The sequence below is a fragment of the Streptomyces sp. NPDC002476 genome, assembly GCF_042889785.1.
GTDB lineage: Bacteria > Actinomycetota > Actinomycetes > Streptomycetales > Streptomycetaceae > Streptomyces.
In genome coordinates this window covers 47,596-74,434 of record NZ_JBIARH010000007.1, presented here as the reverse complement: position 1 = coordinate 74,434, position 26,839 = coordinate 47,596, and the positions used below count along the sequence as shown (strand labels likewise).

The 26,839-nt window shown below is 69.7% G+C and carries 28 protein-coding genes; 4 read left to right on the top strand and 24 right to left on the bottom strand.

From position 1 onward, the window contains the following. Positions 1-538: 538 nt before the first annotated feature. The 10 genes from ACFYXM_RS10800 to ACFYXM_RS10755 all read right to left on the bottom strand — a co-directional run bounded on the left by ACFYXM_RS10800 (position 539) and on the right by ACFYXM_RS10755 (position 11,404). On the bottom strand, positions 539-1,198 hold the full coding sequence (locus ACFYXM_RS10800) for a PIG-L deacetylase family protein (RefSeq protein ID WP_389288637.1): 660 nt from the start codon (positions 1,196-1,198) through the stop codon (positions 539-541). Next, positions 1,195-2,490, bottom strand: coding sequence for a hypothetical protein (locus tag ACFYXM_RS10795; RefSeq protein WP_389288636.1), 1,296 nt, complete (start codon positions 2,488-2,490; stop codon positions 1,195-1,197). The genes ACFYXM_RS10800 and ACFYXM_RS10795 overlap by 4 nt, the downstream gene beginning before the upstream one ends. Beyond that, a complete protein-coding gene (locus ACFYXM_RS10790; protein WP_389288635.1) occupies positions 2,487-3,503 on the bottom strand; it encodes an aminoglycoside phosphotransferase family protein in 1,017 nt (338 codons plus the stop codon). The genes ACFYXM_RS10795 and ACFYXM_RS10790 overlap by 4 nt, the downstream gene beginning before the upstream one ends. Then, positions 3,500-5,023, bottom strand: a complete 1,524-nt coding sequence (locus ACFYXM_RS10785) for a Gfo/Idh/MocA family oxidoreductase (protein WP_389288634.1) — start codon at positions 5,021-5,023, stop codon at positions 3,500-3,502. The genes ACFYXM_RS10790 and ACFYXM_RS10785 overlap by 4 nt, the downstream gene beginning before the upstream one ends. Beyond that, positions 5,020-6,150 carry an LLM class flavin-dependent oxidoreductase gene (locus tag ACFYXM_RS10780; RefSeq protein ID WP_389288633.1) on the bottom strand — a complete coding sequence of 377 codons (1,131 nt, stop codon included), beginning with the start codon at positions 6,148-6,150 and terminating at the stop codon, positions 5,020-5,022. The genes ACFYXM_RS10785 and ACFYXM_RS10780 overlap by 4 nt, the downstream gene beginning before the upstream one ends. A gap of 19 nt (positions 6,151-6,169) precedes the next feature. Continuing rightward, positions 6,170-7,228, bottom strand: coding sequence for an Ldh family oxidoreductase (locus ACFYXM_RS10775; RefSeq protein WP_389288632.1), 1,059 nt, complete (start codon positions 7,226-7,228; stop codon positions 6,170-6,172). 502 nt (positions 7,229-7,730) lie between these two features. Next, positions 7,731-8,618, bottom strand: a complete 888-nt coding sequence (locus ACFYXM_RS10770) for an aminoglycoside phosphotransferase family protein (protein WP_389288631.1) — start codon at positions 8,616-8,618, stop codon at positions 7,731-7,733. 146 nt (positions 8,619-8,764) lie between these two features. Further along, positions 8,765-9,931 (bottom strand): enhanced intracellular survival protein Eis, encoded by a 1,167-nt coding sequence (gene eis / locus ACFYXM_RS10765; protein ID WP_389288630.1) that lies wholly within the window; start codon positions 9,929-9,931, stop codon positions 8,765-8,767. 16 nt (positions 9,932-9,947) lie between these two features. Further along, positions 9,948-10,481 carry a MaoC family dehydratase gene (locus ACFYXM_RS10760; protein ID WP_389288629.1) on the bottom strand — a complete coding sequence of 178 codons (534 nt, stop codon included), beginning with the start codon at positions 10,479-10,481 and terminating at the stop codon, positions 9,948-9,950. Further along, positions 10,481-11,404 carry an HpcH/HpaI aldolase/citrate lyase family protein gene (locus tag ACFYXM_RS10755; protein WP_389288628.1) on the bottom strand — a complete coding sequence of 308 codons (924 nt, stop codon included), beginning with the start codon at positions 11,402-11,404 and terminating at the stop codon, positions 10,481-10,483. The genes ACFYXM_RS10760 and ACFYXM_RS10755 overlap by 1 nt, the downstream gene beginning before the upstream one ends. A gap of 333 nt (positions 11,405-11,737) precedes the next feature. Here ACFYXM_RS10755 and ACFYXM_RS10750 point away from each other — a divergent pair, with 333 nt between their 5' ends. Then, entirely contained in the window at positions 11,738-13,051 is a 1,314-nt protein-coding gene (locus tag ACFYXM_RS10750; protein ID WP_389288627.1) for an XRE family transcriptional regulator, read from the top strand. A 253-nt stretch (positions 13,052-13,304) separates the two neighbouring features. Here the strand turns inward: ACFYXM_RS10750 and ACFYXM_RS10745 are convergent, their stop codons facing one another. From ACFYXM_RS10745 to ACFYXM_RS10705, 9 genes are all read right to left on the bottom strand, one after another. After that, on the bottom strand, positions 13,305-13,850 hold the full coding sequence (locus ACFYXM_RS10745) for an NUDIX hydrolase (RefSeq protein ID WP_389288626.1): 546 nt from the start codon (positions 13,848-13,850) through the stop codon (positions 13,305-13,307). A 261-nt stretch (positions 13,851-14,111) separates the two neighbouring features. Continuing rightward, positions 14,112-14,546, bottom strand: a complete 435-nt coding sequence (locus ACFYXM_RS10740) for an NUDIX domain-containing protein (RefSeq protein ID WP_389288625.1) — start codon at positions 14,544-14,546, stop codon at positions 14,112-14,114. Between the two features lie 5 nt (positions 14,547-14,551). After that, complete coding sequence (tmk, locus tag ACFYXM_RS10735; protein ID WP_389288624.1) at positions 14,552-15,190, bottom strand: dTMP kinase; 639 nt, start codon at positions 15,188-15,190, stop codon at positions 14,552-14,554. Next, entirely contained in the window at positions 15,187-16,737 is a 1,551-nt protein-coding gene (locus tag ACFYXM_RS10730; protein ID WP_389288623.1) for a B12-binding domain-containing radical SAM protein, read from the bottom strand. The genes tmk and ACFYXM_RS10730 overlap by 4 nt, the downstream gene beginning before the upstream one ends. 15 nt (positions 16,738-16,752) lie before the next feature. Then, on the bottom strand, positions 16,753-17,553 hold the full coding sequence (locus ACFYXM_RS10725; RefSeq protein WP_389288622.1) for a hypothetical protein: 801 nt from the start codon (positions 17,551-17,553) through the stop codon (positions 16,753-16,755). Between the two features lie 219 nt (positions 17,554-17,772). Continuing rightward, positions 17,773-18,447 (bottom strand): hypothetical protein, encoded by a 675-nt coding sequence (locus tag ACFYXM_RS10720; protein WP_389288621.1) that lies wholly within the window; start codon positions 18,445-18,447, stop codon positions 17,773-17,775. Beyond that, a complete protein-coding gene (locus tag ACFYXM_RS10715) occupies positions 18,444-18,641 on the bottom strand; it encodes a DUF5999 family protein (RefSeq protein WP_389288620.1) in 198 nt (65 codons plus the stop codon). The genes ACFYXM_RS10720 and ACFYXM_RS10715 overlap by 4 nt, the downstream gene beginning before the upstream one ends. A 518-nt stretch (positions 18,642-19,159) precedes the next feature. After that, positions 19,160-19,588 carry an ATP-binding protein gene (locus tag ACFYXM_RS10710; RefSeq protein WP_389288619.1) on the bottom strand — a complete coding sequence of 143 codons (429 nt, stop codon included), beginning with the start codon at positions 19,586-19,588 and terminating at the stop codon, positions 19,160-19,162. Continuing rightward, positions 19,585-20,097: a hypothetical protein gene (locus ACFYXM_RS10705; RefSeq protein WP_389288618.1), complete on the bottom strand. Its 513-nt coding sequence runs from the start codon at positions 20,095-20,097 to the stop codon at positions 19,585-19,587. Before ACFYXM_RS10705 ends, ACFYXM_RS10710 begins: the two co-directional genes overlap by 4 nt. Positions 20,098-20,430: 333 nt before the next feature. On the opposite strand from ACFYXM_RS10705, the gene ACFYXM_RS10700 reads away from it, so the two are divergent. Together ACFYXM_RS10700 and ACFYXM_RS10695 are read left to right on the top strand one after the other, a co-directional pair. Continuing rightward, complete coding sequence (locus ACFYXM_RS10700; protein ID WP_389288617.1) at positions 20,431-21,300, top strand: helix-turn-helix domain-containing protein; 870 nt, start codon at positions 20,431-20,433, stop codon at positions 21,298-21,300. Continuing rightward, positions 21,291-21,521, top strand: coding sequence for a DUF397 domain-containing protein (locus ACFYXM_RS10695; RefSeq protein ID WP_389288616.1), 231 nt, complete (start codon positions 21,291-21,293; stop codon positions 21,519-21,521). The genes ACFYXM_RS10700 and ACFYXM_RS10695 overlap by 10 nt, the downstream gene beginning before the upstream one ends. A 578-nt stretch (positions 21,522-22,099) precedes the next feature. Here the strand turns inward: ACFYXM_RS10695 and ACFYXM_RS10690 are convergent. From ACFYXM_RS10690 to ACFYXM_RS10675, 4 genes are all read right to left on the bottom strand, one after another. Continuing rightward, positions 22,100-22,357 (bottom strand): hypothetical protein, encoded by a 258-nt coding sequence (locus ACFYXM_RS10690; RefSeq protein WP_389288615.1) that lies wholly within the window; start codon positions 22,355-22,357, stop codon positions 22,100-22,102. A 186-nt stretch (positions 22,358-22,543) separates the two neighbouring features. Continuing rightward, positions 22,544-22,801, bottom strand: a complete 258-nt coding sequence (locus ACFYXM_RS10685) for a hypothetical protein (RefSeq protein WP_389288614.1) — start codon at positions 22,799-22,801, stop codon at positions 22,544-22,546. Next, the gene (locus ACFYXM_RS10680) at positions 22,767-23,603 is read right to left on the bottom strand and encodes a hypothetical protein (protein ID WP_389288613.1); all 837 of its coding nucleotides are present in this window, start codon (positions 23,601-23,603) and stop codon (positions 22,767-22,769) included. Before ACFYXM_RS10680 ends, ACFYXM_RS10685 begins: the two co-directional genes overlap by 35 nt. Before the next feature lie 180 nt (positions 23,604-23,783). Further along, entirely contained in the window at positions 23,784-24,068 is a 285-nt protein-coding gene (locus ACFYXM_RS10675; RefSeq protein ID WP_389288612.1) for a hypothetical protein, read from the bottom strand. A 213-nt stretch (positions 24,069-24,281) separates the two neighbouring features. On the opposite strand from ACFYXM_RS10675, the gene ACFYXM_RS10670 reads away from it, so the two are divergent. After that, the gene (locus ACFYXM_RS10670; RefSeq protein ID WP_389288611.1) at positions 24,282-24,629 is read left to right on the top strand and encodes a hypothetical protein; all 348 of its coding nucleotides are present in this window, start codon (positions 24,282-24,284) and stop codon (positions 24,627-24,629) included. 226 nt (positions 24,630-24,855) lie between these two features. Here the strand turns inward: ACFYXM_RS10670 and ACFYXM_RS10665 are convergent, their stop codons facing one another. Continuing rightward, a complete protein-coding gene (locus ACFYXM_RS10665) occupies positions 24,856-26,685 on the bottom strand; it encodes an ABC transporter ATP-binding protein (protein ID WP_389288610.1) in 1,830 nt (609 codons plus the stop codon). Between the last annotated feature and the right edge of the window lie 154 nt (positions 26,686-26,839).

Here is a 26,839-nt window from a genome sequence, read left to right as displayed (position 1 = left end):
AAACGCGTCCGAGAGGCCCCAGTTGAACAGCTCGAGGGCCTGCTCCGGCGTGGCGAGAGGCGCCGTACTTCTCGTCTGCCATCAACGCGCCGATGGTTCGTTGAGTTGGGTGTCGGCGCTGGTCATGTTGTTTCTCCGATCGTGGTAAGTGGGCATTTCGCCCCGGGGGTGGGTGCGCCAGTGGTTCGGAGGACTGCCTTTGCTGTGGGCGTGGATGGGAGGTTCTGCTGCCCGGTAGGGCGCGAGGCGCGCTGGCGCCGCCGACGGCAGTGCCAGTGGGCTGGGCGTGGTGGAGGCTGGAGGCCGGGGCGTGGTCGGCGTGCAGGACGCGGCGTCAGGCGGCTGGCCGTATTGGTCTGTTGCCGATTCCTGTGGGGCCGGAAGGGGGAGGGTGTTCGGCAGCGGCCGGTTCCGAGCGGCTTGCTGAGTGGGGAGAGGGCCGGGGCTTGCCCCTGTTCGAGGTGGTTGCTCACGGCGGCCTTTCCCGGTCTTGCTCGGGCCGAGTGTCCTCGTTGCGACGTCTTGTGCAGAGTGGCGGCTACGGGCTGGCCGTGGCGTGGATGATCTGACGGGCAGTTCGGAACATTTCGGCGCCGTGGGCGTTGTCGGGGAGGCGCTCGACGATGCGGTGGTGCATGTGCTGGCGGTAGGCGATCGCGGTCAGGGTACGGAAGAGGCCCATGTCGAGCTGCTGTTGGGAGGTGAAGCAGCGCAAGGCGGCTTCCTTCGCGGCGAGGAGGTCGGGAGTGCCGGTGAAGAATCGGTTGGGCTCGAAGTTACGGCTGTAAGGGGAGCGGAAGTAGATCAGGTCGTTGGTTTCGCGGAGGGCGACGGTGGTGGTTTCCTCGCCGGTGACGGCGTGGTCGAGGTGCTGGTCGTCGGGGAAGTGTGTGTAGACGATGTCGGGGCGGTCCTGAGTGAAGACAGCGAACAGGTCGGCGTTGATCCGGCCTCGGTGCTCGACGAAGCGGGTGTCGGGGATGGCGGAGAAGGTGTAGCCCGTGACCCCGAGGATCTTTGCGGCGGCCAGGCACTCGGAGCGGCGCGTGTCGCCGTCCCGGGGGTGTCCGGTGGTCAGGCAGTGGACACGGACCCGGTCGCCTGCGCGGGCATGGTCGAGCAGTTGCATGCCCATCGCGAGTTCGGCGTCGTCGGGATGCGCGACCACGATGAGGACGGATCGGGAGGGCGGGTTCAACGGGGCTCCTCGAGGGTGGTGATTTCCAGGGCGCTGCGCAGCCGGCGGCCGTCGAGGCCGCGCCAGCGGAACGGCTGGTGCGGGTGCTGGGGCCATTGCAGGTAGTGGAGGCCGCCGACGACGTCGGCCTGGCGGCCGCGGGTGTAGGCGATCTTGGAGGTCTGGCCTCCGTCGAGATGGAACACGGTGGCTGGGTCGAAGCCGGCCTTCACACACAGGTCGGCGGTCTCCTCAGCGGTGACGCCCTGGAAGGTGCGGGTCAGGGGTGCTCCGTCGAGGACGATCAGGGTGAGCCGGCGGTCGTTCAGGGTGAGCAGGGTGCGGGCGTAGCGGGCGCCGGGGCGGAAGGGGGAGGCGCCGAGGCTCTGGTCCCAGGCGTCGGTGTGGCCGACGGCGGCGTCGGCTGCGGTGGGGCCGAGGGAGAGGGCGCCGCCGATGTCGGCGGTGTTGAGGGTGTCGAGGGAGGTGACGTGGACCGGGGCGCCGAGGGTGAGGTGGGTGGGCCAGGGCCGGTGGGCGCGCAGTATGAAGGCGCCGGTGAACAGGTCGGTACCGCCGCCGCGGTGCAGGGCGGCGATGCGCAGCCCTGCACTGGTGCCGGTGATGATGCAGTCGAGCGCGTCGGGGTGACGGGGGGTGATGTTGGCGGCAGGGTCCACGTCTCGTTGAAATCCTGTGCGGGGATCGTCGCGGTAGCGGATTCGGCAGTTCGCGGCGCCGAACACGGTGAACTTGCCGGGTCGGGACTGGTGTTGGTGCTTGGATCCGGTCCAGGTGTGCGGGTGGCCCGCGATGGTGAGCGTGCCGGTGGAGGCCAGGGCGCGTACCGTCGGGCGGCCGTGGTGGAGAAGGAAGGCGGGCTTGTCGGCGGTCGGGAGGCTGGCGGTGCGGCCGTCGCGGATGGTGAGGTCGAGGCAGGGCTCGGCGGGCTGGTAGCCGGGGTCGTCGGAGATGAAGGAGAACGCGCCGCTGACCGCGGCGATCGTGCTGCCGCCGACGAGGTCGCGTAGGTGGAAGCCGGCCGGAGAGGAGACGGGGCGGCACACGGCCCGGTCGAGGTCGACGTCCAGGGTGTAGGCGTTGGTGAAGCATCCGTTGCCGAGATCGACCGGCCGGGCGGTGAGGTCGATGCCTCCGGCGAGGTGTTGGACCCAGGACCGGGTGGGCCGGGCGAACGGGCTCTGGTCGCGGGCGAGGGACTGGATGTCGTTCGCGTGGATGCCGCGGGCGCGTAGTTCGGCGAGCGCGGCGCGGTCGTGGCGGTCGGCGGCCGGGGCGAAGGGGGTGCTCATGGCATCTCCCGCTGCGCGGCGGCGTCCAGCAGGTCGGTGACGGTGAACGGACTGGTGTCCAGCAGGTGCAGGATCTGGCGGCGGAAGCGATCGGTGGTCGCGGGCGGGGCAGTGGGCGGGTAGGGGACGACGCGGGCCTCCAGCCGGTACAGCATGACCCCGGCGGTGACTGCGGCCAGCAGTGCGTCCGAGCGCCACGGCCGGGCGGGGCCGGGGAGGGTGTAGGCGTCGAGGAACGCAGTGGCGACCTTGTGCTGGGCCGCGGGTCGGGTCAGGTGGTGGAGCACGATGTGGGCGAGGAGGTAGCCGACGTCGTACAGCGGGGAGCCCAGGTGGACGTTGTCGAGGTCGACGAACGCGGCCCGACCGGAGGCGAGGCTGAGGTTCTTGGGACAGACGTCGCCGAGGACGAGCTGTCGTCCGGGCAGGGCATCCAGGCGGCGGCAGGCGTCGTTCAGCACCGGGTGTCCGGCGGTTCGCAGGCAGTAGCCGTAGGCGTGCTCCTCGCGGAAGCGGTCGTCGCCGTCGCCTTCTCTCACCGGGGGCAGGCCGGTGGTGGCGTGGTGGATCCGGGTGAGTGCGTAGCCGAGCCGCGCGCACTCCTCGGCGGTGGCCAGCCGTTCGTCCAGGTGTTCGCGCCAGCTACGGCCGTCGGGGAACACATCGGTGATCACCATGGCGTACGCGTCGGGGAGGAACGCGAGGATCTGCGGGAACAGGTCGGGCAGCGCTTGGTGGTAGAGCGTCAGGGCCCGGTGTTCGACGGCGATGAGCGCCGGATCGGTGCTGATGTGCTTGATCCGGGCAAAGCGGCGGCCGCGGACCTTGACGATGACCTGGCCGTTTTCGCCGTGGATCCGGGCGACGTGGCTGACGTTGCCGCCGGTGCACGCCTCGATCCGGGTGACGGTCCCGGTGTGTGGTTGGCACGCGGTGAGGACCTGCTGAAGATGCGGGCCGAGGAGCGCGTGCAGGTCCAGTGTGGCCCTGCTGGTGGATATGGTCTCGGTCATTGTGCTGCTCCGATCGCGGCGAGGGTTCGGTCGGAGACCAGGGCCGGTGCGGGGTGGAAGTCGAGTGCCGCGGTGGCGGGGTGGCCGCTGGTGAAGCGGTGGGCCATCGACAGGTAGGCCGCGGACATCAGCCGGGCGGAGCGCCGGTGGTCGGCCAGATCGGAGGTCAGCCCGGTCCGGGGGATGCTGCCGGCGAGGTAGGCGAGGAACTCGGTGACGGCGTGGGTACGGGCCGAGCGCTGGGTCGGCAGCACCGCAGCCGGTCCGTTGCCTTGGCTCAGGTCGGCGAAGCCGAGGGTGCGGTGCCGCTCCCAGTCGGGGCGCAACTGGTTGTTGCGGAAGACGTGCAGGGCGATGTGGTCGGCGCCGCCCGGCGCCGTCGGGTCGATGCCCTGATTGTCGTGGAGGGTCTGGAGGACGTGCAGGTGCAGGGCCTGGAAGGGGCCTTGCTGGATGATGTGCGTTTCCTGTCCGATACGGCCGTTGCCCTTGTAGAGGCCGCTCGTCACCGGGTGGAGGTTGCCGCGCTGGGAGAAGGTGCTGTGCGCGAGGTTGCTGCTGGCGAGCGTCATCATCCGCCCGCGGCTGCGGTAGGCCACGTTGAGGAACACGTCGACTTCCCCGAAGCCGGTGGTGAGCCGTTCGAGGTCGGCGGCGGAGTACGGGTTGCGGTCGGCGAAGCCGGGCAGGAGCCGTTCATGGTCGGCGACGGTGAGCTGGGCGAGGCTGTCGGCGGGGCGGGTGCAGGCCGCGTGGACTTCGATCTCGTCGATCTCCTTGCCCGGGCGCTCGCCGGCGGCCAGCAGCCAGGGCACGGTGTCGAAGTGGTGGTAGCCGGAGTGCGAAGCCTTTCCGTACCCGCGGTCAAAGCCGTGGTAGCTCAGGTCGACGAGCTCGTCCGGCAGCCGCCACTGACCGTCGCCGTGGTTGGACTGGACCGAGGTGACCGGGCAGTTCGTGGCCTCGGCAACCTCGGCGATCAGCTCCCGCATGGTGCGGAAGGCCGGGTGCCATCGGCGCTGGCTCAGCACGCTGACCACCATCCGCGGATCACGCTGACAGGCTCGGCGGTAGGCATCCAAGAGGGTGTCGAAGTCGTCGGCGATCGCCCTGGCGGCGGCCGGGTCGGTGGACGCACCCGGGTGGGTGGTCAGCGGCTTGTCCAGCAGCACCGGCAGGTCCCGCCCGATCGCCCACAGCGCATACGGCAGGTGCACGGACGGTTCGGTCGCCACGACGACCGCGCCGACCTGTTCGCGGGCCACCACATCGTCCAGCACGCCGCTCACCCGGCGGGGCAGGGTAGAGCGGGCGGCGGGGAACGCCTCCACCGCAATGACCGGCATCCGCCGCAGCCTGCCGGGCGCGCCGTAGTCGACCAACGTGCCGGCGAGGTGGGGAAGGTCGACGCCTGTGAGGGTACCTGCGAGGCCTGCGTCCTGGGCGGCGGCGAGCGCGGGCAGGTGGTTGAGGCGGGTGTGCGGGCCGACTCCGATCACCAGCACGTTCACGGCGCTCACCGGCGCACCGCCGTGCCCGCGCCCAGCAGCGGAAGGACGCCTTCGCCGACCTGGTACGCCTCCTCCAGGTGTGGAAACCCGGACAGGATGAACTCCTCGATGCCCAGGGCCGCGTACTCGGCGATCCGGTCGGCGACCTCTCGGTGGGAGCCGACCAGCGCGGTGCCCGCACCGCCGCGCAGCAGCCCCACCCCGGCCCACACGTTCGGGTAGATCTCCAGGTCCGCGGTACGGCCACTGCCGCGGTAGGCGGCGTGCAGGCTGCTCATACGGGCCTGCCCGGTGGACTGACTGGCAGCGAGCGTCGCCTGCACCCGCTCGACCTGTGCCGGATCGATCCCGGCCACGAGGTGCTCGGCGGCGGCCCACGCCTGCGCGGAGGTGTCGCGGGCGACGACGTGGAACCGGATACCGAACCGCACGGTGCGCCCCTCGGCCGCGGCCAGGGCACGGATCCGCTCCATCTTGGCCGCGACCTGGGCAGGCGGCTCGCCCCAGGTGAGGTAGGTGTCCGCGTGGCGGGCCGCGACCGGGCCGGCCTCCAGCGACGAGCCGCCGAAGTACACGCCGGGCAGCGGTTCGGGCGGGGCGAAGACGGTGGCGCCGCGCACGTCGTAGTGCGCGCCGGTGAAGTCGAACGGTTCGCCGGACCAGGCACCGCGCAGCACGGTGAGCCACTCGGCTGTGCGCGCGTACCGCTGCGCCTTGTCCAGGTGGTCGCCGAAGCGGGCCTGCTCGGCCGCCTCTCCGCCGGTCACCACGTTCAGCAGCAGGCGGCCCCGCCAGTGGCGCTGGAAGGTGGCGGCCATCTGGGCCGCCAGGGTGGGGGATATCGCGTCCGGGCGCAGCGCGACCAGGAACTTCAGGCGCTCGGTTTCCTGGGCGAGGGCTGCACAAGTCAGCCAGGCGTCCTCGCAGAACGTGCCGACGGGGGTGAGGATCGCCTCGAAGCCCATGTGCTCGGCGGCCTGCGCGATCTGCGTCATATATGGAAGGTTGGGGGCGCGGTGCCGGTCGGAGCCGGTGTCCGCGGCCTCGCCGTCGTGGCCGGGGCCGTGGGTACCTCGCATCCCGGTCATCAGGGTGCGGCCGTCACTGGCGGTGGGCAGGAACCAGTGGAACTGCATAGTGGACTCCAGGTGGCTGTCAGTCGGAAGTGAAGTCGCCGGCGGCGCGGGCGCGCAGGCGTGCCAGAACCGGGGCGGGGATCTCGACGACGCCGGCCGCCCGGGCCGCGGCGGCGAGGACCCGGGCCTGTTCACCCGGCAGGCGCCATGTGTCGCCGTCGGCAGTGCTCGCGGCGCGCAGCTGCTTGACGAGGCGGGTGTTCGCGGCGGCGGCCGTACGCTCGGGGCCGACGAAGTCGGGGTCGAGGGCAATGAAGGCGTAGCCGGTGGTGTAGGTGCCGTCCACGTCGCTGCCCATGGGGAAGCCGAACAGGGAACCGGTCAGGGCCTGCAGGAGCAGGGAGAGGGCGAAGCCGCGGTGGTCGCCGAACACGACGGCGCAGACCGCGTCGTTAGGGTCGCGGGTGGGCTGGCCGTCGGCGTCGACGAAGCAGCGGGGCGGCAGCGGCCGGCCGGAGCGCCGGTGCTCCCACAGCACGCCCATCGGCGCCAGGGTGGTGCCCATGTCCGCGCCGAGCGGCTCGTCAAGGGTCGGCAGGGCGAAGGAGAGGGGGTTGACGCCGACCACCGGGGTGCGGCCGCCGGCCGCGACGGCCTCGGCCCGTGAGGTGTTCATGGCGATCCCGATCAGTCCGCGCCGGGCGATCGCCTCACTCCAGTCGGCGAGAATCCCGTACCGCTGGGTGTTGATCATTCCGACCATGCCCGCGCCGAACAGCCTGGCCCGCTCCACGGCCACACGGACGGCGAAGTCGGCGCTGAGCGGCCCGATCTCGCGGTGTGCGTTGATGACCGCGAACACGCCGCGCTCGCGGACCACCTCGGGCGGGGCCTGGCGCTCGGGGAAGAACCGCGACTCGAAGGCGAACTTCGCGACCCCGTGCGAGGGCTTGCCTCGCAGTTCCCCAGCCAGGTAGTGCCGCACCACCCGGCTGGACTCCTCTTCCGACACGCCGGCGGCGGCACACACCTCGGCCATCAGCGACTCCAGATCCTTGATCGGCATCCGCACGGCCACCGGGTCCGGATCGGGCGGCGCCGTGCCTCGGGTGCTTCTGTGGCGGGCGGGTTCAGACATGGCTCTCCCTATGAATCGGCGTGGACGAAGGCACCGGCCGCGTAGCGGCGGCCGGTCGAACGAGAGGATGCGGATCAGGTGAGGATGCGGAAGCGGTGCCAGCGCTGCGCAGGCCGGAAACTCGCTGTCCTGCTCCGGGCGGTGCTCGGAAGTGCACGTAGTGGCCTGCTTTGCGCGGCCCCGGGTCAGTGCGGTGGCCATCGGTGCGATGTGCGCCTCAGATGCCAGGGTGTGCGCGCGCCGGTTGGACACTGGTGTCGCCCTGACGAACACCGGGCCCGGGGACGTCGAGGACCAGGGTGTGCCAGGCGGCTAGCCCAGCTGACGCGAAAATGCGGCGAGCAGATGCTCCGGGACACCGCTCCACACGGCGGTCAATGACCGCCGGGCAAGTCGGACATGAGGTGATGACCAACTCCTGTCGCTTCGGGGCGGGCTAGGGGGTGGGGACCGGCGACGGTGCGTGGACGCCGCGGCTGGCACCGGCCCCGCGCGTGATCGGCTACAGGCGGTGGGAGGCCATCCGGTCAAGGATGAGGTGACCACGCGCCACGAGGTCTCCGCGCCCCTGGACCAGGCCGTTGCGCAGGTAGGAGACACCGAGCCGGACAATCAGCAGCCGCAGCAGCTGTTCCTCCCCCTGCGTCAGCGGACGGCCGTAGCCGGTGAAGTAGGCGTCCTTGAGGTCGGGGCGCGTGGGCCAGACGGCGCCACCCAGCCACACGAACTCCTCGGCGGCGACGCCGTACCGGGCCATCGCGAAGTCGATCAGGCCATGACGGCCGGTCTTGGCGTCGTACAGCCAGTTCCGGGTCGCATAGTCGCCGTGCCGGAATACCAGCGGCACGTGCTCGGCCAGTTCCACCAGGTTCTTCGACGCGGCTTCGACCAACGCGATCCGGTCCGCGGCCAGGTGCGCCGCAGTGTCCTCCAAACAGTCGGCGGCCTCCCGGGCCTGCTCCTGCATCGCCGCGCGCACGGCGGCGCGGTCTGCGGCCGACCCGGAGTCCGAGGCGTCGTGCCAGAGGCGCAGCAGCCGTCCGGCGTTTTCGTGCAGGCGCAGCTCGACATCCAGGTCCAGTGGCAGATCCCGGACGACCTGGCCCGGCAGCGGCGAACTCAGAAGCGCACGCAGGTGCGGGTCGGCGGCCAGCAGGCGCGGTGCCTGGTGTTCGGTCAAGGCCCGCCTGGTGTAGGCGTATCCGGCGACCTCGCGGTCGTAGTCAAGCTCGCTGGGGCTGAGCTTCACGAAGGCGGAGCGCGGCCCGGCGGCCACGCGCCACACCCGCGAGCTGTTCCGGGGCCAGGAGCGGTCCTCGATCGTGTCCAGGCCGGACAGGTAGTCGGCGGCCCAGGCACGCAGCTCGGGCGGGAAGGGCTTCTCGGTCATGGGATGGACGTCTCCGAACAGGAAGCGGGAAGAACTGGTCGGGGCATGCGCGCAATGGGCCCGTTCTGGTTCAACACGGCCTGCCTTCGCGGCAGGTCCGACAAGCGGAACGGTCTGCGGTGCGATTGGCCCGGCAGGCACCGGGGTCAGAAGTAGTCGGCGAGCCACGGCTCCCTGTCGCCGGTGGCGGCCAGCAGGCGGGCAATCGTGGCCGGCTCTCCGCGCAGCCCGGCCAGTGCGGCGGCCGCCGCACCGCGGTACCCGCCGGCGTACCAGACGGCGAACTGCCCCGCCGTCAAGGTGACGTCGACGGTGCCGCCGCCGGGGCGGAGCTCCCCCTGGCCGCCGCCGATCCGCAGGGTGTACCGGTCGGCGCCGGAACCGTCTGCCGCAACGAGGTCCAGCACGATCTCGGCGTCGACGTCCTCGGGCCAGCCGCGCAGCTCCACAGCGCGGCACGGGTCAAGGACCCGCAGCATCCAGGGATGCCAGGCCCGGGCGGCAGCGGCGCTGCCTTTCCCGAGCCGGTGCAGCAGCAGTGTGCCGGGCGGCAGGCCGGTGCGCTCGAACGCGACGGTGGGGATGCGGCTGTGGTGGCGGCCGAGGAAGGAGAGCATCGCGGCGGCAGTCGGGTGGTCGGCTACCCAGAAGTCGTGAACGACCAGTTGCCGCCCGTCGTCCGGGTGCCGCTTCACGGCCACTGCGAGCACCCCGCTCGTCGGCCCGCCCGGCGCGGCGAACGCGTACGTGGACAGGTCCGGGTGCTGGTCCTGCTGCCAGCCGCTCCACCAGCCAGGCCGCTGCCATGGACCGTTCCACCGCCCGGCCAGCTCCTCGCGCAGCTTCGCCAGCCCGTCACTGTCACCGAAAGTGATCTCCATGGTGTCGGCCCTCGACTCCTTCAGAGCGTCGGTCGGCACCGTCCAGGAGAAGACCTGCGCCGGGGCTTCCCAGCCCATCCGGCGCACGTAGCCGTTGGACGCCGTCCACAGCGTGGCAAGGACCGCGCCCTGCTCCCGCAGCGCACGCAGCCGCTCGTCGGCCAGCCGGGCCGCGAGCCGGCCGCCCCGTTCCTCCGGGGCGACGCAGCCGCACGCCATGCTCGCGCTGGGGACCGGGCGGCCCCCGAACCACTGCGGGATCAGCAGGCCCAGGCCTCCGGCGACGACCCTGCCGCCGCGCAGCGCCACCCGCCGGTCGGCGTGCCGGCCAAGGCGCGCGATGTCGGGCACGGCCTGGCCGTAGGCACGTCGGGCAAGGGCGTCGTACTCCTCCCACAGGGCGGGGTCGGCCTCGGTGAACGTCAGTTCCATGGATCGGTGCTCCCTTCTAATAGTTCGTGGCGTCGCGCAGGGTGTTGGGGGCCGCGGGGACGAAGAAGGTGCGGGTGCAGCTGACGACCCGCTGGTCGTTCTGGTTGAACCCCTCGATGCGGCAGGTGACGATGCCCTGGTCCGGGCGGCTCGAGGATCGGCGGGCGGCGAGCACGGTGCTCTGGGAACGCAGGGTGTCGCCGACGTGCACGGGTTTCTCGAAGCGCACCTCATCCAAGGCGATGTTGCCGGTGGTCATGCCGCTGGTGGAGCGCACCGTCATGCCCAGCACGATGTTGAGGGTGAGCATGCCGCACACCAGGACCCGTTCGTGCCCGGTGCGGCGGCAGAACTCGGCGTCGGAGTGAATGGGCGCCTCGTTGCCCATCAGCGCGAGGACCTGGACGTGCTCAGTCTCGGTCACGGTCCGCGCCGGCCGGTGCTCGATGACCAGACCCGGGGCGAATTCGTCGAGGCCCAGCCCGACGACCTCGCGGACCTGACTGACTCCGACGCGCCGGAAGCCGCGCGGGATACGGTCATCCGTCATCAGCTTGCCTTCCCAGCCGGGGCGGTGAACGAGCCGCGGGCCCGAGTGACCACGGCGCGCGCCGCCGCGACCAGGGGCGGCCCCACCATCGCGCCATCCGCCGTGGTGATGCCTCCGTCCGCTGTCTCGGCCGCCGCGAGCACGGCGCATGCCGCCTCCAGCTCGTTCTGGCTGGGAGCGAACGCCTCCCTGATCACCGGGAGCTGCCGAGGGTGGATGGCGACCTTGCCGACGAAGCCGAGCTCGGCAGCCTCGCTCGCCTCCCGCCGCAGCGCGTCCGGGGCTTCGAGCGAGAAGCACGGGGAATCCACGGCGGGAAGGCCCACCGATGCCGCAGCGGCAGCAAGCACGCTACGCGGATACCACATGGCCCTGGTCGTGATCCGGCACCCGGTGGCAGCCGCGTAGTCGGCCGCCCCGAACAGCACCCCCGACAGGCCCCGGGCGCGCACAATGCCGGACAGGTTCATGATCGCCCGCGGCGACTCGATCAGCGCCCAGATCTGCGTCTGCGGGCCACATCTGCCGGCAGCCTGCGTCACGAGTTCGACATCACTCGAAGATTCGACCTTGGGCACCAGGAGCAGGTCCGGCCACAGACCACGTTCGGCCATCGCGGCGAGGTCCCTCAGACCGTGGAGCGACTGCGCCGCGTTGATACGCACCCCCAGCAATGGACCGGCGCCAGCCGTCGGCCGCCCCTCGAAGCACTCGAGGAAGGTAAGCACGTCCGCGCGAGCACCGTCCTTGGCCCCCGCAGGAACCGAGTCCTCCAGGTCCAGCAGCGCCACATCAGCACCGGACGCGACGGACATGGAGAACCGCTGGGGCGTGACCCCCGGCGTGACCAGCCACGTCTGCAGGCCGAGCCGTGCACCGGGCGCAGGTCCGACCGAGAACGCCGGGTTCGTCACCGACTGCATGTTGATCTCCCTTCAGAAAACGTCCCACTACGGCCGGGCGCACAGACCCGGGTAACCGCGCCTCTCGTCGCCCCCTACGCGGCAGCCGCTGCCCCAGACGGGCTGAAGCCGCTGCGCCTGCTTGACCGGACACCAGGGCGCCGGGGGCGCGATCGCCATCCAGGCCCGACGTTGAACCGCCGGATACTTGCCGACAGCGCGCAAGTTCTTCGCCGGGCTGAACGAGCTTCGCTCAACTGATCGCAGCACGGGAGGAGTTGCCGGTAGTCCCGGCGGTAGTCCCGGCTGGTTCGCAGCTACGTTCTGCGGAGAGGCTGCTGATTGGATGACGGTGTGACTGAGAACACCCACCCCCTGGCACTGGCCCGAACCGCGCGCGGGATGACTGGTCCTGACCTCGCCCGCGAAATCCGCGCCGCGGCTGAACGCCGGGGCCTTCGGTCTGGTGTAGATAAACAGCGCGTCCGCAAGTGGGAAGTCGCCGGTATCACACCGGACCGGGAATTCCAGGAGTACATCGCTGAGGTGTTCGGGGTTCCCCTTGAGGAAGTCGACGTGAAGGCGTGGCCGAACTGGCTGCCCGACGCCGGTGTGATCCCACTGGCTCCCGCCAGCACCCTTCCAGCCCTGCGAGAAGCATTGAGAGCATCGATGGACCGATCCCGCCGTACTGTCCTTTCCGCGATCTCCGGCACGGCCCTGGTCACCTTGGCCGGGGCCTGGGCCACCGACACATGGTCGGAGGCCACCGAACGTGCCTGGGGCAAAGCCGTTGATGAGGACTTCGTTGCTCTGCTGGAGCAAACCAGCACGCAGCTCGCGACTCTGGCCACTCAGCAGCGACAACACACCGGGCCGCTGCTTGACGCCTATCTGACAACTGTGACCGACCTGATCTCCGACGGCCGGTACTCGCCGCCGCTTGGAATCCGACTGCACGCCCTGGCCGCAAGCCTCTCCCAGACAGTGGCCTGGCACCGCTTCGACCACGGGCTCCACGGCGAAGCCAGCCGATTCTGGATCGCCGGTCTCCATAGCGCGCACGCCAGCGGCGACCACGACATGGGTGCGGCTCTTCTCAGCGACCTTGCCTACCAAGCCTCCTGGCGCGATGACCCTCGAACGGCCGCCCGCATCCTGGAACGCGCGCTCACTCGCACCTATCACCCCGCCGCCCGGTCGCTGCTCCAGCTTCGTCTCGCCCGCTCCCTGGCAGTGCAGGGCGAACGGCGCGCCACGCTTCGGGCCCTTAGTGCGGCCGAGCACCTTCTCAGTACACCGACCCGCGACCCCATTCCCGGGTGGTGTTCGTGGCTCTCCGAGGCAGATCTCGCCGTAGATTCGGGTCAGAGCCTCAACGACCTGGGCGAAACCCGCCGAGCCCACCAACTCATCAAGGAAGGCCAAGCCCTCCTGCCCCCGAGCCGCGACAAGACCCGCGGCGTCTTCCTCGCGTACCGGGCCAAGACCCATCTCGCCCTTGGCGAGCCCGACCTCGCCGCCGCCGTTGCGACCGAATCCCTGGAACTCGCGCAGCGTATCGGCGCTCCCAGATGTGTGGAACTCGTTCATGGACTCATCCCACGTTTCCGGGGCTTCAGCACCGCGCAGGGCGTACCCGAACTGCTGGCCAGGGCTGCGCCCTGACCGGCCAATTGCCGAGCGCCGGGCGTGATGCCCTCGGTGTCGCACCAGTGATCGCTGAGAGCGGAGCCACATGGCAGACCAGCCTCCTGCCGCATCGCGTACGCCATGGAGAGCGAGTACTTGAGCAGCTAGAGCCGCGCGGTGTGCGCGTACAGCACATCTTCGAGCCCAGCGCGGATGACGGCTTCCGGGCCGCCTTGCGATCGCACGCACCAGACGACGCTCCTCCTGGGTAACGTTTGCTGATCACGCACTAGAACGGCGAATAGGCGGATCCAGCGAGCCGTCCTTCCCGCAGGCAGACAACGGCCCCCGTCTCGGCAGCTTCGCACAGCTCGGCCAGGGTCTGTGTGTCCGCGGAAAGGGGCACTGCCTTGAGGTCATTGAGGTCGAAAAAGGCGTACCGGTCGTGTTCACCACTCAGGTGGATCGGGTCAGCGACGGTGCCGCCGTTCCAGTAGAAGTCGACCACGGGGCCGGTGCCGCCGACGTCGGCACGGTGGTCGTAGCCGATCAGCGTCGGGGTACCGCGCAGAGTGATGCCGGTTTCCTCATACGTCTCGCGCCGTACCGCGGCCAGAGGGTCTTCGCCGTGGTCGAGCATGCCGCCGGGCAGCCACCACTTCCCTGAGCCCGGTTCGGTGGAGGAGTAGCGCAACATGAGAAGGCGGCTGTGCTCGTCGCGGAGCAGAACACACGAGGCGACGAGGGCCTGAGGCTGAGTCTTGACCCACTCCTGGCGGGGTAGCCAGGCGCGGGGCAGGGCTGGCGAGGTTGGGGCGGGTTCCTGCTGCGTCATCGGGTGAATGTCCCTTCCGGAGTGGGTTCTGTCTGGAGGGCGAGGGCGTCTGTGTCCGTGGCGCGGGCGGCTTCGTGCATCCAGCGCTGTCGTCAGGGGCGGGTCATGATGCCGCGCCGAGCGAAGGCGAGGGCCAGCAGCTCGGCCATCGGCCGGGCGGGGTGACCGGGGTGTGCTGGGTGACAGGTGCGAAGGGTATGAGCCGGGCCGCGTGCGGGGCGGGCACCCGGTATTCAGCCACCCGCCCCGCGCTCCTTTCGGTCAGGTCCAGCCGTGCTCGGTCAGCGTCTTCTCGCCGTTCAGGTACCCGTGGAGCCCTTCCAGGGGGTACTCGATGAAGTCCTCGGGGAGGTCGTGCACGGTGTGCCATTCCAGGGCCAGGCACTTGTCCGGCTCCCGGTTGTCAGGTTCTCCGTCCCACCGGGTGGCCAGGAAGAAGAACCCGATCCTCCCGGCGTCCTGCTTGTGGTGCACAACGTGCACCAGGCTCAGATGGTCGGGGTCGACGGACAGGCCGGTCTCCTCCGCCAGCTCGCGGGCGGCGCCTTCGGTCAGACGTTCGCCCGGGTCGAGCTTGCCGGACGGAAGGTGCCAGCGGCCGTAGCCGTACGAGCCGCCGCGCTGGGAGAGCAGCACCTTGTCACCCGTGCGGACGATGATGTGGAGGTCAATGACCGGTTGTGCGCGTTGTGTCATGATTCCTAGCTCATAGTCGGTTTTGATGGTGGTGAGGTAGTCGACGGGTCCGGAACGGCGCCGGAGATCGCGGCCGCGACTTCCGACGGTGTGGCGGTGCCGGTGTCCACGACAAGCACCGGCACACCGGCCGTCCGCAGGGCGCGGGCGGCTTCCTCGTACAGCGGTACTTCGCGGCCGGGAGCGGTCGGGTCGCGGTGGAACCGGTTGGTGGGCCCGCGCGCGGCTATCCGCTCGGCGATGAGGCCGGGGTCCGCGGTCAGGATGACCGCGAGGTCCGGCATCAGGACGGGCCCGGTCAGGGCGAGGAGATACGGGAGTGGCACGCCGTCGAGCCGCTGCATGACGAGGGTCGAGGCGACGTATCGGTCGGTGATCACCGTTCCCCCGGCGGCGAGCCGGGGCTCGATCTCGTGGTCGACGTGCTCGAACCGGTCCGCGGCCACGAGGCAGGCCAGGGCGTGCCCGCGGACGTCGGCGAAGTGGCCGCGGATGAAGCGGCCGAGATCGCTGCTGGTCGGTTCCACGGTCTGGTGCACCGCGATGCCCCGGCGGGTCAGTTCGGTGTGCAGGGCCCTGATGGTGGTCGACTTCCCGACGCCACTGGGGCCGTCGATGCTGATGAACCGTCCGCGCCGGGTCATGCCGCCGCCCCTTGCGCCCCGTGGTTGCGCTGGTGCTGCTCGCGGGTCAGCGCGGCGAGGGCGGAGCGGACCTTGTGCAGCGGGACAGCGCCGAACTGGATGCCGACGGAGAAGTTGAACTCGTCGCGCTGACGCATGGACTCGTCGGCACCGTCCTGGGTGAGGTCGACGTCCCCGTACGCCAGGAGGTCGTCGGGGCAGTGGCCGGCGTCGATCAGCGTCCGCCAGACGGGGGTGCCGGGGTAGGGGCGGAACTCGAACACGCTCGCCCGGACGTCGCCCGGACCGTGGTCGGCGATGTCCCAGAGGGCGCGGATATGGCGGACGGTCGCGTCGAGGTCGTCCTGCGACTCTCCGGGGAACCCGAGGATGAAGTAGCCCTTGACGCCGATGCCGTGCGCGACGAGACGGCGGGCGACGCGTTCGGTCATCGCCGCGTCGATCCGCTTGTCCATCGCCTTCAGGATGCGGTCGCTGCCGGACTCGACGCCGAGCGCGACCTCCCGCAGCCCGTTGGCCACGAGCCGGTCGAGCTCCGCGTCGTCGAGCCGGTCCAGGACGTTGATGCGCCCGGTGGCGTCCCACACGTACCGCTCGCCTACACGGTGCCGGGTGAACGCCTCCATCTGCGCCTTGATGACGCGAGACGCACCGAGGAACAGATCGTCGACAAACCGGAACGCGGTCACCCCGAACCGGTCGTGCAGCTCGTCGAGTTCCCCGATGATGTTCTCGGGGTCACGGACCCGGATGCTCAGGTCCGGGTTCGCGGACACCGCGGCACCGCAGAAGGTGCAGTTGTACGGGCAGCCCCGGGAGCCGACGATGTTCGCCTCCACGTGCCCGGCGCGCGCGGCCGTCCTCAGCAGGGTGGTGCCGCGGCTCGCCGCCAGGTGCCGGTCCGTCTCCGTGGGCGCGGACCGGTAGGGGTCCTGGGGCAGGAAACTCCGATCCACGTAGGGCAGGGCGTTGATGTCCGGGCCGAGGAGGCGCGGGTCCGGGCGGCCGGACGGGACGCCGGCGGCCCGGGTGCCGAGCAGCGGGTCACGCCACAGCACCCCGGGCAGTTCCCGGCGCCGCCGTTCGTCCTCCAGCAGCGCCGCGACACGCAGCTCTCCCTCACCGAGGACCAGAGCGCGCAGATTGGCCATGCGCGGGTCGGCCAGGACCCGGTCCGGCATCGCCTTCGCATGGTGCCCGCCGACCATCAGCGCGATGCCGGGGTCCAGGAGGGCCGCGATCCGCGCGGACATCTCATACGTGGGAGCGAGGAGGTTCAACGCCGCCCACCGCGGCCTGGCCGCGGTGACGAGGTCCGCGGTCTGCGCGATACCGAGCCCGTGCGCCTCCGCGTCGAGCACAACGACGTTGAACCCCGCGCACTTTGCGAAACTCGCGATGTACGCCATGCCCAGCACCGGCAACGTGTAGTCGTTGGTCCGCGGCCGCAGGTCGTAGTCACGCAGCGGCGCGTTCACGAACAAGGCATCGATCCGGTGCGCCGGGTCGGCACCGGAGATCAGGGGTAACTGCGGTAACTGCTGCATCGGTCCATCCCTTTCTCAGCGGGCATGGGAGCCCCAGGTGAGCGTGGACAGGGTCAAGCTGTGCAGAGCAGTACGGTCGGGACCGGCCCAGCCGGTCCACATCGGGCCGAACGACTTGTCCTTCTTGTCCGGCCACGGGTAGGTGGGGGCGATCTTCGCCGCCCAGGTCCGCACGGCGAGGTCGTCGTGCGGGTAGACGGCGAAATCGCCGGTGAAGTCGGAGGCGGCCGCGGCAGCGGTCCACGGCCCGATGCGGGGAACCCGCACCAGCGCCGCCGTGAGCTCCGGCGCGCCGAGGTGCTGCCACCGCGCGGCATTCGCCTCGTAGAGGCCGGCGGCGGCCCGCAGCACCGTCGAATGGAACTTGGCCCCGATGTTTGCGAACTCGTCGTCCGTCGGGGCCAGGACCTGGGCGGGCGAGGGCGCGAGAGTGAGCTCCCCGTACGGGGTGGTGTACCGGGAGCCATACCCCCAGCACCACGCCCGGTACAGCTTGCGGGCCTGCTCAGCCCGCACGACCTGCCGCAGGACCGCCGTGGTGATCGCGTCCCAAAGCCACGGGTTGGCCAGCCGCTGTGTGACGCCGAGACCGTCCAGCCCCTCCCGGAGCTGAGCCGGGACATCGGCGGGCACCCGTGCGGGGTCGGTCGTGACGACGGTCGGCTTCACGTCTTCCGACCCGTCCACACAGGTCAGGTGCACACCATCGCTGTCCCACGCCACGGCCCACACCCCGGTGCCGGTACACACGGCCCGTGCACGGCCACCGCCCTCCAGCTCGGTCCAAGCGGGGTGATCGGTCGTCAAGACGCTCATGACGTGCTCCTCATGATGATGTACGGGTGCTGCGCCGTAGCCTCTCGCGCTCGCGGGGGTCAGCGCACCGCAGACATCGCATTTTCGCCGGGGACCGCCTTTCGTCAGGTGTGCTTTACGGATGCCGCAGTCACGATCGCCGCGACGGTGGCGATGATGGTGACGATGTGCCAGGGGGTGATGCGGATGGTGCTCACCAGATTCGGTTCGGAGGCGGACTCAGGCCGCGTCGATCGTCGCGAGGTCGTCCAGGCGGATAGTGGTGCAACCGTGCAACATCGCAATGTCGCGGCGCGCCTGGACAGAGCGGATGCGGGGGTCGGTGTACGGGACTGAGGTGACGGAGGGGGAACGCTCCAGAGCGGAGTCGTAGAGGTAGCCGGAGACGCCCCAGGGCTCCGCGTACTTCACAAGGGCCGCGGTGTACCCCCGGCGAAGGTGCGGGCACGACCGGGCCGACTCGATCGCGCACGGCTCGCACACCGGGGGCGTGGCCGTCAGTTCGCCGTCGCTGATCGGGCGGTTGTCGGGGTCGCGCCGGATGAACAGGTGGCGCTCGCCCCAGCGCCGGAACGCCTCGTCGTACGTGGACTTTCCACAGACTTGGCACAGCATGCGCTCCAGCGCCTGGCGCTGGCGCAGCGGATGCATCAGGGCCAGGTCCGGCGTACCGGAACCGCGGCTGACGGAGTACCGCACCCACAGGGTTTCCTGCCTGCGGTCGGTGGGCAGCTCGTCCGTGTACCCGATGCGCTCATTTCTCCATTCACCCCCCACCGTCCTGACCAGGAGAGCCAGTTGCTCCTTCTCGCTGCTCCACAGGGCGACGTACGGAACGCGCAAACCGCGCCAATGGAACTGCCGCGGCTGCTTGATCGTCGTGGCGCTGGTCATGCCGCCGCTCCTGCGAGGGCGACGCGGCGCGACTCGGTGATGTGACCGTCAGGCAGCAGGACACCGAAGTCGTCGAAGAGGATGGCACCGTTACACAGCCTGGCCCAGCCCTGCACGTAGACCCGGTCGGTGACCTTCGCGCGCTCGTAGTCCGGCGCGTCGGGCCCGGGGCAGGGAGGGTGATGCTGGCACATGCTGCTCGTCCTCTCGGAAGTGCGAGTGTCGATGGGGGCCGCAGGTCTGCGGCGGCACGGCGGGGGCGGCGCGGGGAAGGGCGGGGTCATGCGACTTCCTTCATCGTTCCGGTCTCTGCCAGACGTTCCATAAAGGCGAGCGCGACAGCGGCCATTTACCGAAGGTGCTCGAGGGCGCGGTCGTAGTCGGCCTGCAGCTCCCCGGCGCCGCACAGGGCGCCGGATCGGCGGACAAGCTCGAGGACGTGCGAGTCCGTGGTCCTGGCAGCGATGGCGATGCTGGCCACTGGCCAGCCTGGCGAGGACCCCGTGCAGCCAACGCGCAAGGTCTCCGAGCTCCGCCGGCAGGGGAGGCTGACCGGTGAGGACATCGCCGATGTCGTCCAGGGCCACGTCGAGCGGCTGCACCAGACGGAGGCGTCCGGCAGCGTGGGCGATCGCGTCGGAATTCGGGGGCGGGGTCCACTGCTCAACCTCGGCGTAGATCCTCTGGCGAACGGGAAGAGCCGGCAGAATCATCACGAACCCCCTGTGGCGAGGTTGCACCAGGTGGTCATGCCGTCTCTGCTGACACCCCAGCTCTGCGCCAGGGAATCTACGATGAGCATGCCGCGGCCCGACACCTCATCATCGGTTGCGAGCCGAAGCCTTGGGGGATCCGGGTTCTCGTCACTGACCTCGATCAGCGCCCGAGTGTCGGTCGACTTAATGCGGAGCCCAACCTGCCCTTTCCCGTGCTGGATCGCGTTGGTGACCAGCTCGGAAACGACCAGGACCATATCGGACTGGAGTGGCTCAGGCACCTGCCAGTACCGCAGGTAGGCGGTAGTCAGCCTCCGCATTTGGGCGACGCGTTCGGGGCCGGGCAGGAACGCGACCTCGAAGAGGTGTGGCCTCGGAGGGATGCGGGGGGCCCTGTACGGCTCAGCTGGCGTGGGAGTGATCACCGTCGCACCGCCACGTCCGGAGCTGTCACGGCGATGAACCCGCTCACGGCTTGAAACCGGGCGAGTTCCTGCTCGTACTCGTCCGGGTCCGTGGTGACGACGTCGGTGGTGATCACCACGACACCGTCCGCGTACCCGCCACGGATCTGCTCGAGCACACGATTCCAGCCGGGGCGATGCCGCAGGCGGTCGGGCGGGTAGGGGTCGGTGAACGCTCGGCCGTCCCGCACCCGCCAGGAGCGTTCTTCCGCGTACGCCGCGGCCGCGTCGAGAGACGCACGCGGTGCACAGCCATGGAACGCGAGTGCGTAGAGGCAGACGTGGGGGAGCCGGCCCCTGGAGCAAACGCTGGCCACTACCCGCTGCAAGAGCTCGTTCCGGAGCCCGGTGAGCCGCGGCCAGGGGCCGGGCGAGATGACGAACTTCTCGGGGTGGAACTGCCGATTCCACTCACGTTCCTGGTCCATCCAGTCAGCCCCGGTATCGGGGGCGGTCCCGCTCTGGCGCATCGCTGGCCTCGGCTCCGTTGTGGGTGAGGGCGCTGGCAGCCCTTGCCCCGAGGCTAGGCTCGGGTACGGACTGCACAGGTGAATGAGGGCCGCGAGCCCTCAAGGGCTGCTGTCGCAGATGGCGTTCACGATCAGCTTGCGTAACTACCGTGCTGCATGTGCGATTTACTGTGCAAGGGCAATCGCGAGAGAACAAAGATTGGCAATTGCCAGAACACACACAAGGGGTTGTCTGAAGGGGTACAGGGGGTGGCACACTCAGGGACAGGACCCGCAACGGCACCAGGCAGAGGTCACGTTGAGCACCGACAGGACTGGGGAGAGGGTTACACAGTGGCAGCGAAGCGCGGGGCGACGTTCCGGCGTCGGGAGCTGGGCAAGGAGCTGCGGGCGCTCCGGGAGAAGAAGGGGGAGACGCTCCTGGCGGTGGCTTCGGCCCTCGGGTTCTCCCACACGAAGCTCGCCCGGGTGGAGATAGGAGAGAACGACCTGCCGCGGGTGGGTGATCTCCAGTCCCTGATCGACTACCTCGATCCGGACCTCCCCAGGGAGGATCTGGAGACACTGCTCCAGTTGCACCGGGAGTCGCTGAGCAAGGAGCCGTGGACGCCGTACAAGGCGTACATGCCGTCGAAGATGCCGACGTACCGCGGCCTGGAGCAGGACGCCACGGTGATGCGGGCCTTCCAGCCCAACTTCGTCTTCGGTCTGTTTCAGACCGAGGGCTACGCGCGGGCCCTGTACCAGATCGCCAAACCTGTCGACGAGACGACGAGTGAGTACGTGGAGCAGAACGTCCGGCTCCGTCTGGAGCGGAAGGAACTGATCACTCGCTCGGAAGATCCTCTGGAACTACGCGTCATCATGGACGAGACCGCTGTCCGGCGAATGGTCGGGGGCCCCGACGTGATGCGCGGCCAGTACGACGAGATCGTGAAACTGGGCGAGCTGGAACATGTCACGATCCAGATCCTGCCCCACGACGTCGTGACCTACCGCTCGGAATCCAACTTCGCACTGCTGGACTTCTCCGAGACCCTCGACCCTGTCGTGCAGGTCGACATGCCGAACACGATCAGCGTCACCGACGAGCGCCAGGAAGTTCAACGGAACATCCGTCGCTTCGACGCCATGCGCGACAGCGCCCTGCCCCCGGCTCGCACAGCCGGGTTCCTACAACAACTAGCACGAGAGTGGAAGTAGCCATCAACACCAACATCATGGCCCCTGACCTGGCCGAAGAGTCCGCATGGTTCAAGTCCTCCTACAGCAACGACACCGGTGGCTCGTGCGTCGAGGTCGCGGATGTGACCCGTACACACTCCGGTATCGCCATCCGCGACTCCAAGATCCCGAGCGGTCCGGCGCTGCTGTTCACGCCCGATGTCTTCGCCGGCTTCATCGCAGAAGTCCGAGCGCTCTAAAAAAGGAAGCCACCACTGATGCGCACCTGACCACTGCGTATGAAGCACGGCGGCCCCCCTCAGCGTCATTGAGGGGGGCCGCCATCGTCTTACCACTATCCTCGGCACACCGAAGAGGGCGTACTGGGAAGTGTAAGGGGTGGCAGGCAAGTTTGTTCGAGCCTCGTTCGCTCCCCGGGCACGGGGTGCCACGGGACTCGCGCAGAGCGGCGATCACGACGCCCTCCCCGCCATCGTCTGCGCGGCGGACGCGACCAGTGCGCGGGAGTCTTCATGGCTGTAGGCGCGGGACAGTGCCTCGCGTAGACCATCACCCACCCACGACGTGGTTGTGGCCGGAGCCGGTCTCATACGAGGGGCAGAGCCCGGTAGGGGCCGAGCGTACCCCCAGCCTGATCAGTGCGGGAAGGCGGCGCACTGCCACGGCCCGCACCTCGATCAACCGCTACATCACCGAACTCCATAGAACCAACCGGCCGCACAGCGTGCACCGGCGAGCTGATCCGTGTCCAGTTGCTCGGCCCATGTCCAGTCCCGTCCCCTCAACACCCACGAATGTGGGGCGTGGCAACAACGTCTCAGCCGTCGCTGGAGGTATCGGGGCCGTGCGCGGCGCCGTCGGCTTCGTGCGGCTGGCAGTAGGAACAGTAGAAGTCGGTGGAGTGCGGGCCAACAAGGGCAGTCAGCTGTTCCCACGGGATGGCACGGGGTCCCGTTTCCACCAGCGCGTCCACCGCGGCGACGAGGGGGGCGTTGGAACTCGGCGGCAATCCGACGACCAGAGTCGGCTTCCCCGGATGCCACACCGCGTGCTCAATCGCGGCCGCGATTTCCACAGGGTGCCCCTGGGCGGGCAGGAGGAATACGTGGTCCTGCTCGGTGACGACGAAGCCGATGACTGGAGCCGAGCGTTCGTGAATCGTCTGTGCCGTGCCCGGTCTTGGGCTCAGTCCTGGCCAGGAACCTGCTCGCCCCTGGTATCCAGCAGCTCCTCCTCTCGCCCTGGGCCCTGCCGATCATCACTACTCTGTAACCTCGGCCTTCTCGGGTTCCTTTTGCTGGAACTCGACCTTCGCACCCTGGGCACTGTTTGAGGTGCGGTCGTCGCCGTCAGCCTGTTCGGCGGTCTGAGACGGAGTGTGGTGCAGGTCGAAAGGGCCACCGCGTTCGGAGAGCATGGTCGGGCGGCCTGTCACCTTGAGGACCTGGGCCCGGTAGTGCGGCCCCGTGCCGTATCTGCGAATTTCAACACCGTGCGGGTTGGTCTGCCACTCGTCCAAGTGCTGCGCGACCGCACGCAGCTCTGCCTCCGCCGGGGAGCTCCCGGGTACTTCGAGGAGGACGGCAGTGATCGTGTGTGTGGGCGGTAGGCACGGCGATCCACGTCGTTGCCTTGCTCTCCATGACGCTGGTTGCCAGCCGTACCAGGGTGGTGTCGAGCGGATCCTTCTGCCACAGGGGGAAGGCTGCTGCGGCCGGGGGCTCGGTGAGCCAGGCGTGCAGGACGTCGCACTCGTAGGCGTTGAGGCCGACGGCGCTGCTGGCGAAGAGGTGGTGGAAGATCCGCAACACGACATCGCGGCGGCGTGGCTTCTCGCGCCGTTCGTACAGGCAGTGAGCACACAACCAGCCCATCGGGACGAACAGGCGCGTGTCCTTCGGCGCGCGCATCCGGCCGATGAGCTCGCCGGTCTTGACCGGGTCGGCGCACAGCCCGCACGTCGTGTCGGAGTGGGCCTGCTTGACGGTGCGGGGTACGGGGAGCTGGCCGATGCCCTCCGGGCGCTGGACCTTCGGCTTCGGGGCGGGCGGGGTGTAGGAGGCGGGGTTGCTGAGCCAGGTCCGCAGCACCCGCAGGCACTCGCGGAGGTCCTCGTCGTCGGCCGCTCCAAGGTCCTTGACGCCTGCGGTCTTGGTGAGCCGGGCCCGGACGCGCTCGGCGGGCTTGTCCACGATCCCGGCGACCGCCTCGGTCCCGGTGTCCACCCAGGAGCGCAGAGGGGCGCCGTGCAAGGCGGCGATCTCGGCGGCCGTGGGAAAGTCGAGGGTGGCCATGTCGAGAGTGACCGCTTCGAACGCCATTGCCGCTGCTCCCGCCGCCTGGAACCTATGTGTCCCGCCACTATGACGCCAGCCCGCGCTCCGCTGCCGCCGCTGTCACCGGTTCGGCGCATGGCAACCGCCTCCAGGCGTCACCGGGCGCCGTCGGTTGACGGCCGGACGGCAGCACCGGGGCGGGCCGGACGGCGCCCGGGAGAGGGGCTACCCGAGTGCGGCGCGGCTGGCCTCCGTGACCACCACGAGGTCGCCCCGCCCGCCGTTGGCCGGGTGCACCACCTCCACCAGGCCCAGCTCGCGCAGCCGGATGTAGGCGCGGTAAAGACCCATCTGCAGCTCAACCCACGCCTCGCGGCGGGGATCGTCCGCGTCCGCGGACGCGGGGAAGTCCGGCGGGTGGATGCTGTGGAAGTAGTCGGACGGCTCAACAGGGCTGTCGGCCTCGGAGATCCGGCGCAGCAGTTCGCGCTCGTCAGCGTTGAGGGTCATGCGACGACACTAGTCCGATCGACCCAGCGTGAAGGTCCTGTTCAGCACCCGGAAGCGGTGTCGTCGTTGCCGGGACAGGATCCCCTTCTCGAACGGAGAGCGTCATGTCGTCCGGTCCCGCCCCGGCACCCCTGCCTGCGGGGGGAGTATCTGTCCCTGCACAACGACTGGTTCCCGAGCCTGTGGACGCATGTTCTGCCGCGGCACCAGCCCATGATGATCGCCATGCTGTTCGGCACGGCGACGGTCCAGCGTCTGGAAGGGGACCTGGACGACATCGTCGAGCAGGTCTTCGGGGAGGATGCCGGGAACGCTCTGGTCCTCGGCGACGAGGGCCTGGACTCGCCTGTGCTGTGGGTCGACGACGAAGACCTCACCGACACCACCCCGGAGGACGCCGCGCTGTCAGGATCTGTGGATGGGACCGCGGCCTTGTCAGCGGGGCGGGTTAGGGTGGGCGGCGCCCGCTCGGGTTCCGGCCCGCAGTGTCTGCCATGGGCGGCCTGGGGCAAAGGGGGGTGGCTGGACGGTCCCTCTGGTACGCCTCGGGGATCGGAGTAGACGCCCGATCCCACCCTCCTTCACCCTCCTCGGCACGCCGTACCCGGGGCACCGCACTCGGACGCGTGCTCATGCCGCCAGTTCGTCGCGCTCGACCAGGACGCCGTTCTCGAACCGGGCGCCGCCACGGACGCCGGTCCGCCGGGGAGTCCCGAGCGTGTCGCCGGAACTGTCTTCCGGCTCGCCCTGCTCCGGGTTCGTGGAGCGCAGGCAGCGCTGAAGCGAATCAATTCGCGTAGGTTGCCGCTTGTTTAGTCCACATTGCCGCGTATTCGGAATCGGGGGTGGCGAGGAGTGCGTTGTGGGTCCCCTGTTCGCGGATGCGTCCGTTGTCGAGAACGACGATGTGGTCGGCGTTGCGGGTGGAGCCGAGGCGGTGGGTGATGAGGATGACGGTGCGGCTGTGGGCGAGTGCGCGGATGCGGTCGTACATCGCTTCTTCGGCACGGGGGTCGAGGGCGGAGGTGGGTTCGTCGCAGATGAGGATGGGGGCGTTGCGGTAGAAGGCCCGTGCTGCGGCGAGCCGTTGCCATTGGCCGGGAGACAGGTCGCGGCCGCCCCATTGGGAGGGCGAGAGGTAGGTGTCCAGGCCATCGGGGAGTTCGCGGATGAGGGCATCCGCACCGGCTGCGGCGGCGGCTTGTTGAATGGTGCTGTCGTCCATCGGGCCCTGGCCGAGGGTGATGTTGTTGCGGGCGGAGGTCTGCCAGCGGGCAATGTCCTGGGGCAGCATGGCCAGTCGTGAGTGAACGGCCTCGGGGTCGGCGGTGGCCAGGTTGACGCCGTCCCAGGCGACAGTTCCCTTGGTGGGGGTGTAGAGGCCGGCGAGGAGTTTCGCCAGGGTCGACTTGCCCGCGCCGTTGGCCCCGACGATGGCGAGGACCTGGCCGCGGCGAACGGTGACCGAGACGTCCCTCAGGACCGGTTCGGCGCAGCCGGGGTAGGCGAAGGTGAGGTTGGTGGCACGGATTTCCGATGGGTTCTCCGGCACGCTGACGGTCGTGTCCGGCCGGGGGGTCCGCGAGCGCGCGTCGGTGAGGAAGCCGGCCCAGTCGCCGAGGTAGAGCCCGACCTTGTAGGTGGTGTGCATGCCGGTGACCAGGCCGGTCAGCAGGGTGCGGCTGTAGGTGACGGCGATCAGGGCGGTCCCGGCCGAGGCGAGGGGCACATGGCCGCTGGTGACGAGGCCGATAAGCGCTGCGTAGACCAACAGCATCGCCGCCCCGGCGAGCGCGTCTCCGGTGATCTGGTAGTGGGCGGTCCTGCGCCCGACCTGTTCGGCGTGGTCCTCCAGACGCCGTGTGACGTCGCCGAACTCGGCCAGCAGCCAGGTGCGCATGGTGCCCGCGCGGACGTCAAGAGCGGTCGGACGGCCCGAGGTGTAGTACATGAGGGTGTGACGCAGCCGCCGGTCGGCCAGGGTGTGCCGTTCGGCCTGGTGTGCGGCCTTCGCCGCCTGGATGGCGGCCGCGCCCCGGGGGACAACGGCCAGGAGCAGGAGGGGAACCAGGGCGGGGTGGAGTGCGGCGAGGAGGCCGGTGGCGGCGAGGATCCCGATCGCTGCTGCTGCGATGGCGGTGAGCGCGTCGATCATCAAGTGGGCGTCTTTGGAGGCCCGGTTGGCGGCCTCGCTGTGGTCGCACCACTTCGGGTCGTCGTAGGCGGCGAGGGGGACGCGTGTCGCGGCGTCGAGGTACTGGAGCTCGGCGCGGCCGTCGACTTTCGGGCCGAGGCGGGTGGTGATCGTCAGGGATTTCGCGGTGGTCAGGGACCGGGTGATCGCGGCCGCGGTGAGCAGGGCGAGGGATGGTAAGGCCTGATGGAGGCGTTCGGTCAGGCTTCCCACGGCGAAGAGCTGACCGAACGCGCCGCGGGTGGCGTACAGGACGATGGCGGTCAGCGCGCCGCTGACCAGCTGGAGGCCGGCCAGCCAGATCAGAGCGGGACGGTCGGCGTCCCAGGCCAGCCGGAGGGCGGCTGCCGCGAGGCCGGGCAGGCGGCGCACGATGGTGAGCGCCGAGTGGGACAGGGCGTCGTCGTGCCGTTCGGCGCTCACCGTGTACCGCGGAAGCGTGCCCGTGGCCTCCTGGGACTTCTTCCGGGTGTGCCGTACGCGGAATCGTCTCCGTGTGCGGGGGGTGGGGGTTACGGTGGCCGGGGATGTGATCTCTGGGTGGAGTGCGTCTGTCATACCCGGTGCAACGCGTCAC

What these genes read in the sequence shown, in the direction of transcription:
- ACFYXM_RS10795 (WP_389288636.1), bottom strand. Translation starts at nt 2,490, where the DNA reads ATGAGCACCCCCTTCGCCCCGGCCGCCGACCGCCACGACCGCGCCGCG.
- ACFYXM_RS10790 (WP_389288635.1), bottom strand. Translation starts at nt 3,503, where the DNA reads ATGACCGAGACCATATCCACCAGCAGGGCCACACTGGACCTGCACGCG.
- ACFYXM_RS10780 (WP_389288633.1), bottom strand. Translation starts at nt 6,150, where the DNA reads ATGCAGTTCCACTGGTTCCTGCCCACCGCCAGTGACGGCCGCACCCTG.
- ACFYXM_RS10775 (WP_389288632.1), bottom strand. Translation starts at nt 7,228, where the DNA reads ATGTCTGAACCCGCCCGCCACAGAAGCACCCGAGGCACGGCGCCGCCC.
- ACFYXM_RS10770 (WP_389288631.1), bottom strand. Translation starts at nt 8,618, where the DNA reads ATGACCGAGAAGCCCTTCCCGCCCGAGCTGCGTGCCTGGGCCGCCGAC.
- eis (WP_389288630.1), bottom strand. Translation starts at nt 9,931, where the DNA reads ATGGAACTGACGTTCACCGAGGCCGACCCCGCCCTGTGGGAGGAGTAC.
- ACFYXM_RS10760 (WP_389288629.1), bottom strand. Translation starts at nt 10,481, where the DNA reads ATGACGGATGACCGTATCCCGCGCGGCTTCCGGCGCGTCGGAGTCAGT.
- ACFYXM_RS10755 (WP_389288628.1), bottom strand. Translation starts at nt 11,404, where the DNA reads ATGCAGTCGGTGACGAACCCGGCGTTCTCGGTCGGACCTGCGCCCGGT.
- ACFYXM_RS10745 (WP_389288626.1), bottom strand. Translation starts at nt 13,850, where the DNA reads ATGACGCAGCAGGAACCCGCCCCAACCTCGCCAGCCCTGCCCCGCGCC.
- ACFYXM_RS10740 (WP_389288625.1), bottom strand. Translation starts at nt 14,546, where the DNA reads ATGACACAACGCGCACAACCGGTCATTGACCTCCACATCATCGTCCGC.
- tmk (WP_389288624.1), bottom strand. Translation starts at nt 15,190, where the DNA reads ATGACCCGGCGCGGACGGTTCATCAGCATCGACGGCCCCAGTGGCGTC.
- ACFYXM_RS10730 (WP_389288623.1), bottom strand. Translation starts at nt 16,737, where the DNA reads ATGCAGCAGTTACCGCAGTTACCCCTGATCTCCGGTGCCGACCCGGCG.
- ACFYXM_RS10725 (WP_389288622.1), bottom strand. Translation starts at nt 17,553, where the DNA reads ATGAGCGTCTTGACGACCGATCACCCCGCTTGGACCGAGCTGGAGGGC.
- ACFYXM_RS10720 (WP_389288621.1), bottom strand. Translation starts at nt 18,447, where the DNA reads ATGACCAGCGCCACGACGATCAAGCAGCCGCGGCAGTTCCATTGGCGC.
- ACFYXM_RS10715 (WP_389288620.1), bottom strand. Translation starts at nt 18,641, where the DNA reads ATGTGCCAGCATCACCCTCCCTGCCCCGGGCCCGACGCGCCGGACTAC.
- ACFYXM_RS10705 (WP_389288618.1), bottom strand. Translation starts at nt 20,097, where the DNA reads ATGCGCCAGAGCGGGACCGCCCCCGATACCGGGGCTGACTGGATGGAC.
- ACFYXM_RS10680 (WP_389288613.1), bottom strand. Translation starts at nt 23,603, where the DNA reads ATGGCGTTCGAAGCGGTCACTCTCGACATGGCCACCCTCGACTTTCCC.
- ACFYXM_RS10675 (WP_389288612.1), bottom strand. Translation starts at nt 24,068, where the DNA reads ATGACCCTCAACGCTGACGAGCGCGAACTGCTGCGCCGGATCTCCGAG.
- ACFYXM_RS10670 (WP_389288611.1), top strand. Translation starts at nt 24,282, where the DNA reads ATGATGATCGCCATGCTGTTCGGCACGGCGACGGTCCAGCGTCTGGAA.